Annotated in this window: 11 protein-coding genes; 8 read left to right on the forward strand and 3 right to left on the reverse strand. The window is 65.9% G+C overall.

The window, feature by feature from the left end; all coding sequences use genetic code 11:
• The first annotated feature begins 37 nt into the window (after positions 1 to 37).
• From aceF to lpdA, 3 genes are read left to right on the forward strand one after another with little or no spacing between them, the layout of a single operon-like run.
• Positions 38 to 1699 (forward strand): dihydrolipoyllysine-residue acetyltransferase, encoded by a 1662-nt coding sequence (aceF, locus tag ACSFA7_RS19595; RefSeq protein WP_435500928.1) that lies wholly within the window; start codon positions 38 to 40, stop codon positions 1697 to 1699.
• Positions 1696 to 2289 (forward strand): Ntn hydrolase family protein, encoded by a 594-nt coding sequence (locus ACSFA7_RS19600; protein WP_435500929.1) that lies wholly within the window; start codon positions 1696 to 1698, stop codon positions 2287 to 2289. The genes aceF and ACSFA7_RS19600 overlap by 4 nt, the downstream gene beginning before the upstream one ends.
• The gene (lpdA, locus tag ACSFA7_RS19605) at positions 2286 to 4115 is read left to right on the forward strand and encodes a dihydrolipoyl dehydrogenase (protein ID WP_435500930.1); all 1830 of its coding nucleotides are present in this window, start codon (positions 2286 to 2288) and stop codon (positions 4113 to 4115) included. Before ACSFA7_RS19600 ends, lpdA begins: the two co-directional genes overlap by 4 nt.
• 90 nt (positions 4116 to 4205) lie before the next feature.
• Here the strand turns inward: lpdA and ACSFA7_RS19610 are convergent, their stop codons facing one another.
• On the reverse strand, positions 4206 to 4790 hold the full coding sequence (locus ACSFA7_RS19610) for a C40 family peptidase (protein ID WP_042580847.1): 585 nt from the start codon (positions 4788 to 4790) through the stop codon (positions 4206 to 4208).
• A 241-nt stretch (positions 4791 to 5031) separates the two neighbouring features.
• Between ACSFA7_RS19610 and ACSFA7_RS19615 the strand changes: the two genes are divergently transcribed.
• Positions 5032 to 6162, forward strand: coding sequence for a PQQ-dependent sugar dehydrogenase (locus tag ACSFA7_RS19615; protein WP_435500931.1), 1131 nt, complete (start codon positions 5032 to 5034; stop codon positions 6160 to 6162).
• An 8-nt stretch (positions 6163 to 6170) separates the two neighbouring features.
• Here the strand turns inward: ACSFA7_RS19615 and ACSFA7_RS19620 are convergent, their stop codons facing one another.
• A complete protein-coding gene (locus tag ACSFA7_RS19620) occupies positions 6171 to 6941 on the reverse strand; it encodes an alpha/beta hydrolase family protein (protein WP_435500932.1) in 771 nt (256 codons plus the stop codon).
• A 10-nt stretch (positions 6942 to 6951) separates the two neighbouring features.
• Entirely contained in the window at positions 6952 to 8574 is a 1623-nt protein-coding gene (locus ACSFA7_RS19625) for a 4-hydroxyphenylacetate 3-hydroxylase family protein (RefSeq protein WP_435500933.1), read from the reverse strand.
• Between the two features lie 112 nt (positions 8575 to 8686).
• On the opposite strand from ACSFA7_RS19625, the gene ACSFA7_RS19630 reads away from it, so the two are divergent.
• The 4 genes from ACSFA7_RS19630 (at position 8687) to ACSFA7_RS19645 (ending at position 15112) form a co-directional block, all read left to right on the forward strand.
• Positions 8687 to 9391 (forward strand): TetR/AcrR family transcriptional regulator, encoded by a 705-nt coding sequence (locus ACSFA7_RS19630; protein WP_435500934.1) that lies wholly within the window; start codon positions 8687 to 8689, stop codon positions 9389 to 9391.
• 12 nt (positions 9392 to 9403) lie between these two features.
• On the forward strand, positions 9404 to 10006 hold the full coding sequence (locus ACSFA7_RS19635; protein WP_435500935.1) for an isochorismatase family protein: 603 nt from the start codon (positions 9404 to 9406) through the stop codon (positions 10004 to 10006).
• Positions 10007 to 10088: 82 nt separating this feature from the next.
• Positions 10089 to 12056, forward strand: coding sequence for a propionate--CoA ligase (locus ACSFA7_RS19640; protein ID WP_435501315.1), 1968 nt, complete (start codon positions 10089 to 10091; stop codon positions 12054 to 12056).
• Between the two features lie 179 nt (positions 12057 to 12235).
• Positions 12236 to 15112 (forward strand): 2-oxoglutarate dehydrogenase E1 component, encoded by a 2877-nt coding sequence (locus tag ACSFA7_RS19645; protein ID WP_435500936.1) that lies wholly within the window; start codon positions 12236 to 12238, stop codon positions 15110 to 15112.
• Positions 15113 to 15145 lie beyond the last annotated feature (33 nt).

A 15145-nucleotide genomic window follows, 5' to 3' on the forward strand; every position in this document is an offset into this window, starting at 1 on the left:
AACGAACGAACGGCGCCTTACGGCGGGAGACAACGATATGGCAGCAGTGGAAGTGAAGGTGCCGGACATCGGCGATTTCGATGAAGTCGCGGTGATCGAGGTGCTGGTGAAGGTGGGCGACACGGTCAAGGCCGAGCAGTCGCTCATCACGGTGGAATCGGACAAGGCGTCGATGGAGATTCCTTCGTCGACCGCCGGTGTGGTCAAGGAAATCAAGGTCGAGGTCGGTGGCAAGGTGAAAGAGGGCTCGGTGGTGCTCGTGCTCGAGGCCGAAGGTGCCGCTGCCGCACCGGCCCCCGCGGCTGCAGCAGCCCCGGCTCCTGCGGCCGCTGCCCCGGCGCCCGCACCGGCGGCGGCACCTGCCGCAGCCTCCGGCCCGGTCGAGATCAAGGTGCCGGACATCGGCGACTTCAAGGACGTCGCGGTCATCGAGCTGCTGGTGAAGCCCGGCGACACGATCGCGGCCGACCAGTCGCTGATCACGGTGGAGTCGGACAAGGCATCGATGGAGATTCCGTCGTCGGCTGCCGGCGTGTTGAAGGAACTCAAGGTCAAGGTCGGCGACACGGTCAACATCGGTGACCTGATCGCGATCCTGGAAGGTTCGGCAGGCGCTGCGGCGCCCGCGCCGGCACAAGCTGCTGCCGCCGCCCCGGCTGCGGCAACCGCCAGCGCCCCCGCGCCGGCCGCTGCTTCGCCGGCCCCGGCCGCAAGCCCCGCCGCCGCTGCACCGCACGACCCCACCACGGCGCCCAATGCCAGCCTGCCGCACGCCTCGCCCTCGGTACGCAAGTTCGCCCGCGAACTCGGCGTGCCGCTCGAAGAGGTCAAGGGCTCCGGTCCCAAGGGCCGCATCACGCAGGAAGACGTCCAGGGCTTCACCAAGGCCGTGATGAGCGGACAGGCCAGCACGAAGGCCTCGGCGGCCAAGGCGCCGGCCGGTGGCGGCAGCGCCGATGGCGCGGCGCTGGGCCTCATTCCGTGGCCCAAGGTCGACTTCACGAAGTTCGGTCCGGTCGAGCGCAAGGACCTCTCGCGCATCAAGAAGCTCAGCGGCGCGAACCTGCACCGCAACTGGGTGATGATTCCGCACGTCACCAACAACGACGAAGCTGACATCACCGAGCTCGAGGCCTTCCGCGTCTCCACCAACAAGGAGAACGAGAAGTCGGGCGTGAAGGTCACGATGCTGGCTTTCGTGATCAAGGCGGTGGTTGCCGCGCTGAAGAAATTCCCCGACTTCAACGCCAGCCTCGATGGCGACCAGCTCGTCTACAAGCAGTACTTCAACATCGGCTTCGCGGCGGACACGCCCAACGGGCTCGTGGTGCCGGTGCTGAAAGATGCCGACAAGAAGGGCATCCTGCAGATCAGCGCCGAGATGGGCGAACTCGCGAAGAAGGCGCGCGACGGCAAGCTCGGTTCGGCCGACATGCAGGGCGGGTGCTTTTCGATCAGCTCGCTCGGCGGCATCGGCGGGACGCATTTCACGCCCATCATCAACGCCCCCGAAGTGGCCATCCTCGGCCTCTCCAAGGGCCAGATGAAGCCGGTGTGGGACGGCAAGCAGTTCGTGCCGCGCCTGACGCTGCCGCTGTCGCTGTCGTACGACCACCGCGTGATCGATGGTGCCCTGGCTGCGCGCTTCAACGCCTACCTGGGCCAGGTGCTCGCGGACTACCGTCGAATCCTCCTATGACCACGGTAGTGGCCGTCCGCAAGGGCGGCCAGGTCACGATGGCAGCCGATTCTCTGGTGACCTTCGGCGACACGCGGCTCTCGCACCGTGCCGAGAAGAACCAGAAGATCTTCACCGTCGAGGATGCGGCGGGCACCAGCCTGTTCGCCATGGCCGGCGCCGCGGCGCACTTCCTGGTGCTGCAGCACGCGCTGGCCGCGCAGGAGCGCGAGAAGCTCCTGTTCGGCAGCAAGCACGAGATCTTCCGCACCTTCACGATGCTGCATCCGGTGCTCAAGGACTCGTTCTTCATGCAGACCAAGGAAGACGACCACGAGCCGTACGAGTCGAGCCAGTTCACGATGCTGATGGCCAACCAGAGCGGCATCTACGGCATCTACAGCTACCGCGAGGTGTTCGAGTTCAAGCAGTTCTGGGCCATCGGCTCGGGACGCAGCTTTGCGCTCGGCGCCATGCACGCGGCCTATGACATCAAGTCGCGCACCTCGCGCGACGTGGCGGAGGCGGGGATCGCCGCCGCCTGCGAATTCGATCGCAATTCGGCCCCACCGGTCGACGTTCTCACACTCAAACTGAAAGTGTCCAAATGAGCGAACAACAAATCAAGGTGCCCGACATCGGCGACTTCGACGAAGTCGCGGTGATCGAGGTGCTGGTCAATGTCGGAGACACGGTCAAGGCCGAGCAGTCGCTGATCACGGTCGAATCGGACAAGGCGTCGATGGAAATTCCTTCGTCCGCCGCGGGCGTGGTGAAGGCCGTCGCCGTGAAGGTGGGCGACAAGGTCAAGCAGGGCTCGGTCGTGTTGACGCTGGAGGTGGACGGTGCCGCGGCGCCTGCCCCTGCGGCCGCCGCACCCGCGCCTGCCGCGGCGGCTCCTGCGCCCAAGGCTGCGGCACCTGCGCCGGCGCCGGCCGCAGCGCCCGTCGCTTCCACCTACGGCGGCAAGGTCGATGTCGAGTGCGACGTGATCGTGCTCGGCGCAGGCCCCGGCGGTTATTCGGCAGCCTTCCGCGCGGCCGACCTGGGCCTGAAGGTCGTGCTGATCGAACGCTACGCCACGCTCGGCGGCGTGTGCCTGAACGTGGGTTGCATCCCCTCGAAGGCGCTGCTGCACGTGGCTTCCGTCATGGATGAAGTGAAGCACTTCGCCGACCTCGGCGTGAGCTTCGCCGCACCCACGGTCGACCGCGCCAAGCTGCTCGGCCACAAGAACAAGGTGGTGGGCAAGCTCACCGGCGGCCTGACGGCCATGGCCAAGATGCGCAAGGTGACGGTGCTGCGCGGCGTGGGCAACTTCATCGACCCGTACCACCTGGAAGTCGAAGAGACCTCGGGCACCAGCTGGGACACTACCGGCAAGAAGCAGACCGTCAAGTTCCGCAACGCGATCATCGCGGCCGGCTCGCAGTCGGTCAGCCTGCCGTTCATGCCCAAGGGCGATCCGCGCATCGTGGATTCCACCGGCGCGCTCGAAATGGGCACCGATCCCAAGCGCATGCTCGTCTTGGGCGGCGGCATCATCGGCCTCGAAATGGGCACGGTGTACTCCACGCTCGGCGCGCGCCTGGACGTGGTCGAAATGCTCGACGGCCTCATGCAGGGCGCAGACCGCGACCTCGTGAAGGTCTGGCAGAAGATGAACGCGCCGCGCTTCGACAACATCATGTTGAAGACCAAGACGGTCGGCGCCGAAGCCACGAAGGAGGGCATCAAGGTCACCTTCGAGGGCGAGAACGCGCCGAAGGAGCCACAGGTGTACGACCTCGTGCTGCAGGCCGTGGGCCGCAGCCCCAACGGCAAGAAGATCGGTGCCGAGAAGGCCGGCGTCACGGTGAGCGACCGCGGCTTCATTCCGGTCGACATCCAGATGCGCACCAATGTGCCCCACATCTTCGCCATCGGCGACATCGTGGGCCAGCCCATGCTGGCGCACAAGGCGGTGCACGAGGCGCACGTGGCGGCCGAGGTGATCGCCGGCGAGCAGAAGGGCGACAAGGAGCTCTCCAGCGCCGCCTTCAACGCCCGCGTGATCCCCAGCGTGGCCTACACCGACCCCGAGGTGGCGTGGGTCGGTCTCACGGAAGACCAGGCCAAGGCCGAAGGGATCAAGGTCAAGAAGGGCCACTTCCCGTGGACCGCTTCGGGCCGGGCCATCGCCAACGGCCGCGACGAGGGCTTCACCAAGCTGCTGTTCGACGCCGAGACGCACCGCATCCTGGGCGGCGGCATCGTCGGCACGCATGCCGGTGACATGATCGGCGAGATCGCGCTGGCCATCGAGATGGGCGCGGACGAGATCGACATCGGCAAGACCATCCACCCGCACCCGACGCTGGGCGAGAGCATCGGCATGGCGGCGGAAGTGGCACACGGTACCTGTACCGACCTGCCGCCGGCGAAGAAGGCGGCATGAGCAAGGCGCCGGGGCGCAATCGAGCGCCCACAAAAAATCCCGCCGCGGCGGGATTTTTTTCGTCCTGATCCTGGCGGATCGGAAGGGAGATCAGTCGTCGCCGGTGCGGGCGTTGGCTGCAGCGGCCTTGATCTCTTCGGTCGGTGCGCCGCCGAGCACGCGACGGGCGCCGTCGAAGCGGCGCTGCCAGTAGCTGCCGTTCATGTCTTCGACACGAACCTGGGCACCCGAGCGGGGCGAGTGGATGAACTTGCCTTCGCCGACATAGATGCCGACATGGCTGAAGGCGCGGCGCATGGTGTTGAAGAACACGAGGTCGCCGGGCTTGAGCTGGCTGCGGTCGATTTTCTCGGTGGCGGCGGCTTGCTCTTCGGCGCGGCGGGGGAGCATGTGGCCGACGGTCTGGTTGTACATCGCGCGGACGAAGCCGCTGCAATCGAAACCGGACTCTGCCGTGTTGCCGCCACGGCGGTAAGGAACGCCCAAGAAGCCGATGGCGGTGACCACCAGGTCGGAAGTTCGCTCGGTGACTGTTTGACGGACCTGCTTGAGTTGCCCGATCAGACCTTTGTCTGCAAGCAGGCCGGCCAGTTCGTCATCGGGTCGGTCCTGTTGAGGGGCTGCATGAACAGCGACGGCAAAGAGGAGGGACGCGGGTAGGACGAAAAAACGCATGGCGCGTAGGATATTGATGACGCGCGGTTATGTCAATTTAATCTGAATTAGCGAATGTGTCTGCAAATCGTTGATTTGCTTGATGTTTTTCGATCCGGTCGAAGAAAAAATGTAACGGTCGACCTTTATGGCCCATAAGTGATTCGTTTCGAATGGGCCTTCGCCGCCGGGGTGAACTGTCGGAAGGACTGGGTGCTGACGCTATTTCCCGCCAAGATGGCTTCAACTATCCGGAAAAGACATGAACTTTCGATTTAAGGCTCTTATTCGCCTTTTGCGCCGCACCGCCGTGGTCACTGGCTTGGGTTTTTGCGGCTTTGCCCTGGCGCAGGCGCGGCCTGAAACATTGGCATCCGGCCTCGAGAACCCTTGGGGCGTCAGCTTTCTGCCGGGCGGCCGCTTCGTTGTGACCGAGCGCCCCGGGCGACTGAGGTTGATCGGCGCAGACGGCAAGCTCGGCCCGCCCATCGCAGGCTTGCCTGCCATCGCGGCGGGCGGCCAAGGCGGTTTGCTCGACGTGCTGGCCGACTCGGCCTTCGAGAAAAACCGCACGCTGTACTTCTGCTTCTCCGAGCCCGAGGCCAGCGGTTCCGGCAACAGCACCGCGCTGGCGAGCACGCAGTTGTCGGCCGATGGCGCGCGGCTGGAGAACCTGAAAATCATCTTCAGCCAGAAACCCAAGGTGGCGAGCCGCGCGCATTTCGGCTGCCGCATCGTCGAGGCGCGCGACGGCACGCTGTTTCTCACGCTGGGCGACCGCTTCAGCCGCAAGGAAGATGCGCAGAAGCTCGACAACCACCTGGGCAAGGTGGTGCGTGTCAACAAGGATGGTTCGGTGCCGAAGGACAACCCCTTCGTCGGCAAGGCGGGCGCGCTGCCCGAGATCTGGAGCTACGGCCATCGCAACGGGCAGGGCGCCGCACTCGCGCCCGATGGCCGCTTCTGGATGACGGAGCACGGCCCGCAGGGTGGCGACGAAATCAACATCCCGCAGGCCGGCCGCAATTACGGCTGGCCGGTGATCACCTATGGCGAGAACTACGGCGGCGGGAAGATCGGCGACGGCATCACCGCCAAGGACGGCATGGAGCAGCCGCTGCACTATTGGGTGCCGTCGATCGCGACATCGGGCATGGCGTTCCTGACGAGCGACCGCTACGGCGCTGCCTGGAAGGGCAACCTTTTCGTGGGCTCGCTGAAATTCGGCTACCTCGACCGCATCGAACTGAAGGACGGCAAGATGGTCGCCGAGCACAAATTGCTGGCCGACAGCCGGGCACGCATCCGCGACGTGAAGCAGGGACCGGACGGCCTGCTCTACGTGCTGACGGACGAAGCCGACGGGAAGCTGCTGCGCCTGCGCCCGAACTGAGGGCGCGTTCAGCCGGGGCAGCCCGGCAGCGGCAGGGTCGGCAGCATGCGGCGCCAGAGCCGCGTCCACTCGGGCCAGTCGTGGCGGCCTTCCGTCGTGAAGACGCGATCCGCGGGCAATGCGGCCGCGAGCAATCGGTGGCTGTAGGCAAAGCGGTCGTCGACCGCATAGCCGAGATAGAGCGGCGGTCGCGCGCCGAAGGTGGCGGTGGTGCCGACGTAGCCGCGCAGCCATTGCCAGAGCTGGGTTTCGTTCGGCGTGCGCGGGTCGCTGCCCGGGGGATCGCTCAACGGGCCGGTCCAGCGGGCGATGCCGCCGGCATTGGCGATGTCGGTGCTGAGTCCGCGCTCGCCAAGATAGGGCGCCAGGGTGACGAGCCCTGCGAGTTCACCGGGATGGGTCTGCGCATAGAGCAGCCCACCGAAACCGCCGACCGAGATGCCGACGATCCAGATCGACTTGTAGCCCTGGCTGCGCGCGGGTGCCATCACGTCATGGCTCAGGCGGTCGAGGATGGTCTTGCTGTTGTAGTAGCCGAGGTGCGCGTCGACCCGCATCACGTCCACCGCGAGTCTGTTGTCGTTCAGGGCGCTGACGAAGCCTTCGCGCACGAACTCGTCGGGGTGCGAGTACGCGCCGGGCAGCATCACGATCAGCGTGTCGGCGTTTGCTGTGCAGGTGCTTTTCTCGAGCGTGGTCTCCAGCGGGGCCTTGGCCGTGCGCAGGCCGCCGCAGCCGGTGGCCAGGAGGGCCGCACAAAGCGCCGAAAGAATTCGCATCCGCCGAAGTCTAGGCGCGCAACGACACCGGCAGGTCGACCATCACCGGTTGGCCGGGCGCGGTGCAACCGGTGTCGCAGCACTTGCCGGGCTGGCGGTTCTTCGTGATGGCGCGTGCGGGGTCGTGCGGCGCCGCGGCTGCTGATCCGTCCGCCGCGATGCCGCGTTCGAGGATGCGTTCGACCAACTCGACCTTGGAGCCGACCGGATAGTTGCGCCAGATCTCCTGCTTCATCGCTGCCGGCGAGCCGCCGCCATGCAGGCTGATCACGCTGTACCAGCCGCCTTGGTAGCCCGCAGTCAGGTCTTCGATGAAGCGGGCTGTCTCGATGCGCTGCTCGTAGGGAATCGCCGGATTGGCGCGCAGCACATCGGACAGGCGGGCAGCGGTCTCGGGGTTGTGGTCTTCATCCGGGCCGGGCAGGGTGACGATCAGGCCGCCGCTCACGTAGTGCGCGATGCGGTGCATGTCGTAGATCTTGGTGGCCAGCAGCAGCTTGCCGATGTTGCTGAACACGGGGTCGGGCATGAAGACTTCGCAATGCTCGTCGGCCTTGCCGTAGACGCTGGCGGCCACGCCGCAGGCGAAGAAGCTCTCGGTGATGGTGATGAGTTCGACCATCTGCTCGCGCAGGTGGCTCTCCTTGCCGGGGTCGAAGCCGTTGGCCTCGCACATCAGCGCGCCGGCGCCGATCAGCAGGTCGCCGAAGCCCGCGCGGGCGCCGATGCAGCTGTGGCGATGGTGGGTGGCGTAGCTGTAGGTCAGGTGTCCGGAGTGCTCCCATTCACCGGCGTAGAACACGCGGTCCCATGGCACGAAGACCCGGTCGAACATGCACACGCCGGTGCTCTGGCCGTATTTGCGGCTGAAGAGGGCGTCGCCGTGCTCCAGCTTTTCGCCGGGCCGACCGGCCGGGCGCGCGACGATGGTGAGGCCGGGCGCGTCCAGCGGCACGGCGCAGCACACGGCGAAATCGGCGTCTTCGCGGCCCATGTTGCGGCAGGGCATGACCAGCAGCTCGTGCACATAGGGCGCGCCGGTCACGATGGCCTTGGTGCCCGAGATGACGATGCCGCGCGCATTTCGTTCGACCACATGCAGGTAGCTGTCGACGTTCGCCTGCTCGTGCGGCCGGCGGCTGCGGTCGCCCTTGGCGTCGGTCATGGCGACGCCCAGGGTCAGGTCCTGGTCCTGCACGCGGTGCAGGTACTCGTGGAAGCGCGCGGTGTGCTCGGTGCTGCCGCGCGCGTCGTCGATGCGGGCGGACACCTGGGCGATTGCGTTGAGCGCATCGTGCGTGAGGTAACGCTGGGCGCAGCCGGTTTCCTGGCAGACCAGCCGCACGGCCTCCAGCTTGTTGAGCAGGTCGCCCGAGCCGGTGTTGATGTGCGAGAGCCGGTTCACCCGCTTGCCGCTGGTGTGCTGCACCGCGGTCATCAGGGGCTCGTACTGCGTCTTCAGTGCGTAGTCGTAAGTGAGGGCGATGGCATTGATGCCGGGCTGGAAGGCGGCTTCGTCGGCCACGCTGTCGACGCGGCGGCCGTCCACGAACACGTTGGGGCTGTAGCGGCGAAGCGATTCGCGGTAGTCGGCGCCGGACATGAGGGCGGCGGCGGGGAGTGGGGCGTTCATCGTTTGTCTCCGGATTTTGATCGTCGGCGCAAATATTTGAACACCGTTCATTTTTTATATCAATGTTAAAAAATATGAGCTAGAGCGCGGTCCCAGGCCTATAGTGCCGCCCATGCACGCCAAGCTCCAACGCCGACAGACCCTCACCGACGCCCGCCGTGCCCTGGTGCTCGACGCCGCCCGCACGGTGTTTTCGGAGGCGGGGATCGAGGGCGCGAGCATCCGGGAGATCGCCAGGAAGGCCGGCTACACGCCGGGCGCCATCTATTCGTACTTCGAGAGCAAGGAGGCGATCTACGCTGCGCTGCTCGACGAATCGCTGCTGCGCCTGCAGGCTGCGGTGGCCGAGGCGAAGGTGTCCAAATCCCGGCCCGAAAAGACCTTGGCTGCCAAGGCGCAGGCCTGGTTCGACTTCTACGCGGCGAACCCGCGCGACCTCGACCTCGGCTTCTATCTGGTCCACGGCATGCGGCCCCGGGGGCTGACCAGCGAGCTGGACCACGAACTCAACGATCGCCTCTACGACGCCCTGCGCCCCTGCGAAGACGCGCTGCTGGCCATGGGTCTCGACGCTGCCCTCGCGCTGCAGGAAAACACGGCCCTCTTCGCCCACGGCGTCGGCCTCTTGCTGATGCAGCACACCGGCCGCATCCGCATGTTCCGGCAGTCGGCCGATGCCCTGTTCAAGACCTATCTGGCGCAGCTGACGCAGCGTTCCGCCATCCCGTCGGCGAACGAAGATGCCGGCGAGCCGGCCCGGGCGGGCCAACCTGATCTTTTCGGTGGTACGGTTCAGCCCCATTCATCCGATACCTGAAAGACCCCGTTCATGCTGCTCGACGCCTCGCTCTCCCAACTCGTTCTGGTCGACTACCAGGCGCGGCTGATGCCGGCGATCTTCGAGGGCGAAGCGGTCGCGCAGAACGCGGTGCGGCTGGGCAAGCTGGCGCGGCTGTTCGAGGTGCCGGTGTTCGGCACCGAGCACAACCCCTCCAAGCTGGGCGAGAACGTGGCCGACATTCGGGCGCTCTGCCAGCGCACCCTTCCGAAGATGCATTTCAGCGGCGTGGAAGAGGGCCTGGGCGAATGGCTGCGCGTGCCGGCCAAGGCGCCGCAGGGCAATGCGCGGAGCCTGCCCAAGCATCTGCAGAAGCCGGCCGCCTCGGCCGAGGAGCGCAACACCATCGTGATCGCCGGCTGCGAAGCCCATGTCTGCCTGCTGCAGACCGCGCTCGACCTGCTAGAAGACGAGTTCGAAGTCTGGGTGGTTACCGACGCCTGCGGCTCGCGCACCGAGCGCAACCGCGACGCCGCCTTCGACCGGCTGGCCGGCGCCGGCGCCGAGCTCGTGACGACCGAGATGGTCGCTTTCGAGTGGCTGCGCACCGCGGAACACCCCGCATTTCCGGAAGTGCTCGCGCTGGTCCGATAGGCGGACCGCGGCCTGCCGGGCAGGGCTCGGCCGGATTGTTCCGGCCGTCAGCTTGCTGCAAGATCGGTCCCCATAATTATGAATTCAGTTTTGGCGACGCTGCCAGGACCGGACGAATAACAGGAGACAAATCCAGATGAGCCGCTACGAAGAGTTCTATCGCCAGTCCGTCGACGCGCCCGAGGCCTTCTGGGCCGAGCAGGCGAAGCTGATCGACTGGCAAAACCCCGCAGAGCAGATCCTCGACGCCAGCCAGCCGCCGTTCGCGCGCTGGTTCGTGGGCGGCACGACCAACCTGTGCCACAACGCGGTCGACCGGCATCTGGCCGCGCGCGGCGACCAGCCGGCGCTGATCTTCGTTTCCACCGAAACCGGCGTCGAGAAGAGCTACAGCTTTCACGAACTGCACGCCGAGGTGCAGCGCACCGCCGCCAGCCTGGTCGAACTCGGCGTGGGGAAGGGCGATCGCGTACTGATCTATATGCCGATGATTCCCGAGGCCGCCTTCGCGATGCTGGCCTGCGCGCGCATCGGCGCGATCCACTGCGTGGTATTCGGCGGCTTCGCGAGCGGCTCGCTCGCCACGCGCATCGAGGATGCCGAGCCCAAGGTCGTCGTGAGCGCGGATGCGGGCTCACGCGGCGGCAAGGTCATCGCATACAAGCCGCTGCTCGACGAGGCGATCCGCCTGTCGAAGTACAAGCCGGCCGCGGTGCTGCTCACCGACCGCGGTCTCGCGCCCATGGACCTGACCGCCGGCCGCGACCACCTGGCCAGCGAACTGCGCCAGAAACACCTCGATGCCCAGGTGCCCTGCACGTGGCTCGCCTCGACCGACATCAGCTACACCATCTACACGAGCGGCACCACCGGCAAGCCCAAAGGCGTGCAGCGCGACGTGGGCGGCTACGCCGTGGCGCTGGCCGCGAGCATGAAGCACATCTTCGACGGCCGGCCCGGCGAAACGTATTTCTCCACCAGCGACATCGGCTGGGTCGTGGGCCACAGCTACATCGTCTACGGTCCGCTGATCGCCGGCATGGCGACGATCATGTACGAGGGCCTCCCCACCCAGGGCATCGACCAGCAGCCCGACGGCGGCATCTGGTGGCGCCTGGTCGAGAAGTACAAGGTGACGGTGATGTTCAGCGCGCCCACCGCCGTGCGCGTGCTCAAGAAGCAGGACCCGGCGCTGCTGAAGAAATACGACCTGTCGACCCTGCGCGCGCTGTTCCTCGCGGGCGAGCCGCTCGACGAGCCGACCGCGCGCTGGATCAGCGAGGGCCTGGGCGTGCCGATCATCGACAACTACTGGCAGACCGAATCGGGCTGGCCGATGATCACCATCGCCAATGGCGTCGAGGCCAAGCCCAGCAAGTTCGGCAGTCCGGGCATCCCGATGTATGGCTACCGCATCAAGATCCTTCACGAATCGACCGGCGAGGAACTGACGGCGCCGAACGAAAAGGGCGTGGTGGTGGTTGAGGGTCCGACGCCGCCCGGCTTCATGCAGACCGTGTGGAAGGACGACGCGCGCTTCGTCAACACCTACTGGAAGAGCGTGCCCGGAAAGATGGTTTATTCGACCTTCGACTGGGGCATCCGCGACGCGGACGGCTACTTCTACATCCTGGGCCGCACCGACGACGTGATCAACGTCGCGGGCCATCGGCTCGGCACCCGCGAGATCGAGGAAAGCATCTCGGGCCACGCCAGCGTGGCCGAGGTCGCGGTGGTCGGCGTGGCCGACGCGCTCAAGGGACAGGTGGCGATGGCCTTCGTCGTCCCGAAGGACGGCCGCGCCGTGACCGACGCCGATGCGGCCCTCAAGCTCGAGGGCGAGATCATGAAAGTCGTGGCCGACCAGCTCGGCGCCCTGGCGCGGCCCGCCCGCGTGCGCTTCGTCTCGGGCCTGCCCAAGACCCGCAGCGGAAAATTGCTGCGCCGCGCCATCCAGGCGGTGTGCGAGCAGCGCGACCCGGGCGACCTGACCACCATCGACGACCCGGCCGCGCTGCAGCAGATCAAACAGTTACTCAATCAGGGCTGACATCTCTCCAATGGGGGTTGCAGACCCCCATGGAGCCGTCATATGGTTGACGTGGCACAATGCCAAGGTACTCAGGCCCTTCCCCAGCCACAGTCGCATCCGCCAATCGGTTCAGCCGTGTCGCGGAAGGTTTCTTAACCAGCTAGTGCTTCCTTCAGGGAAGCGAAGGTCAGCGGATCATGAGCGATTCCTCTACGCCCACGGCGTACACCGCCTATCAAGGCAACACCTACCTCTTCGGCGGCAATGCGCCCTATGTCGAAGAGATGTACGAAAACTACCTCTCCAATCCCGGCAGCGTTCCCGACAACTGGCGTTCGTACTTCGACGCCCTGCAGAACGTTCCCGCGGCCGACGGCACCAACACCCGCGACGTCCCGCACCTGCCGGTCATCAACGCCTTCGCCGAACGCGCGAAGCAGGGCACGACCAAGGTCGTACAGGCCAGCGGTGCCGACTCCGAACTCGGCCGCAAGCGCACCTCCGTCCAGCAACTGATCGCCGCCTACCGCAACGTCGGCGCACGCTGGGCCGACCTCGACCCCCTCAAGCGCGCCGAGCGCCCGGCCATTCCGGAACTCGAGCCCTCGTTCTACGGCTTCACCGATGCCGACCTCGAGACGGTGTTCAACACCAGCAACACCTTCTTCGGCAAGGAGACCATGTCGCTGCGCGACCTGCTCAACGCCTTGCGCGAAACGTACTGCGGCACGATGGGCGCCGAGTACATGTACACCACCGATCAGAACCACAAGCGCTGGTGGCAGCAGAAGCTCGAAAGCGCCCGCACCAACCCGAAGCTGAGCGCCGAGCAGAAGAAGCATGTGCTGAACCGCCTCACGGCCGCCGAAGGCCTTGAGCGCTTCCTGCACACCAAGTACGTCGGGCAGAAGCGCTTCTCGCTCGAAGGCGGCGAGAGCTTCATCGTCTCGATGGACGAGCTGATCACCCAGGCCGGCGCCAAGGGCGTGCAGGAAATCGTGATCGGCATGGCCCACCGCGGCCGCCTGAACGTGCTGGTCAATTCGCTCGGCAAGATGCCGGCCGACCTGTTCGCCGAGTTCGACCACACCGCTCCGGAAGACCTGCCCAGCGGCGACGTGAAGTACCACCAGGGCTTCAGCTCGGACGTGACCACCCCCGGCGGCCCGGTGCACCTGAGCCTCGCGTTCAACCCCTCGCACCTTGAAATCGTGAACCCCGTGGTCGAAGGCTCGGTGCGCGCCCGCATGGACCGACGCGCCGACCCGTTGGGCAAGCAGGTGCTGCCCGTGATCGTGCACGGCGACGCCGCCTTCGCAGGCCAGGGCGTCGTGATGGAAACGCTGGCGCTGGCCGAAACCCGTGGTTACTCCACGGGCGGCACGGTGCACATCGTCATCAACAACCAGATCGGCTTCACCACCAGCGACCCGCGCGACAGCCGCTCGACGCTGTACTGCACCGACATCGTCAAGATGGTCGATGCGCCGGTGCTGCACGTGAACGGCGACGACCCCGAAGCCGTGGTGCTCGCCACCCAGCTCGCGCTGGAGTTCCGCATGGAATTCCAGAAGGACGTGGTCGTGGACATCATCTGTTTCCGCAAGCTGGGCCACAACGAGCAGGACACCCCCTCGCTCACCCAGCCGCTCATGTACAAGAAGATCGCCCAGCACCCCGGCACGCGCAAGCTGTACGCCGACAAGCTGGCCGCGCAAGGCCTGGGCGACACGCTCGGCGACGACATGGTCAAGGCGCAGCGCGCCGCTTTCGACGAAGGCAAGAACACCGTCGATCCGGTGCTCACCAACTTCAAGAGCAAGTACGCCGTCGACTGGAGTCCGTACCTCAACAAGAAGTGGACCGACGCCGGCGACACCGCCATCCCGTCGTCCGAGTGGAAGCGCCTGGCCGAGAAGATCACCACGGTGCCGGCCGGCTTCACGGTGCATCCGCTCGTGAAGAAGGTGCTGGACGACCGCGCCGCCATGGGCCGCGGCGACGTGAACGTCGACTGGGGCATGGGCGAGCACATGGCCTTCGCCTCGCTGGTGGCCAGCGGCTACCCGGTGCGCCTGTCGGGCGAAGACTCGGGTCGCGGCACGTTCACGCACCGCCACGCCGTGCTGCACGACCAGAACCGCGAGAAGTTCGACGAAGGCACCTACACGCCACTGCAGAACGTGGCTGAAAACCAGGCACCGTTCGTAGTGATCGACTCGATCCTGTCGGAAGAAGCCGTGCTCGCGTTCGAATACGGCTATGCCTCCAACGACCCGAACACGCTCGTCATCTGGGAAGCCCAGTTCGGCGACTTCGTGAACGGCGCGCAAGTTGTGATCGACCAGTTCATCGCCTCGGGCGAAGTGAAGTGGGGCCGCGTCAATGGCCTGACCATGATGCTGCCGCACGGCTACGAAGGCCAGGGCCCCGAGCACAGCTCGGCACGCCTGGAGCGCTTCATGCAGCTGAGCGCCGACACCAACATGCAGGTGGTGCAGCCCACCACGGCCAGCCAGATCTTCCACGTGCTGCGTCGCCAGATGGTGCGCAACCTGCGCAAGCCGCTGATCATCATGACGCCCAAGTCGCTGCTGCGGAACAAGGACGCGACCTCGCCGCTGTCCGAGTTCACCAAGGGCAGCTTCCAGACCGTCATTCCCGACAGCAAGGGCCTGAAGGCCGAGAAGGTCAAGCGCCTGATCGCCTGCTCGGGCAAGGTCTACTACGACCTGGCCAAGAAGCGCGAAGAGCAGGGCAACGACGACGTGGCGATCATCCGCGTCGAGCAGCTCTATCCGTTCCCGCACAAGGCCTTTGCCGCCGAGATCAAGAAGTACCCGAACCTCGTGGACGTGGTGTGGTGCCAGGACGAACCGCAGAACCAGGGCGCCTGGTTCTTCGTGCAGCACTACATCCACGAAAACATGCAGGACGGCCAGAAGCTGGGCTACTCCGGCCGTGCCGCTTCGGCATCGCCGGCGGTCGGGTACTCGCACCTGCACCAGGAACAGCAGAAGGCGCTCGTCGATGGCGCATTTGGCAAGCTCAAGGGCTTCGTGCTGACCAAGTAATCCAAGCCTCTTTCACACGAACACCCTCAAGAA

Origin of the sequence: Variovorax trehalosi, from assembly GCF_051216415.1 — a bacterium.
GTDB lineage: Bacteria > Pseudomonadota > Gammaproteobacteria > Burkholderiales > Burkholderiaceae_C > Variovorax.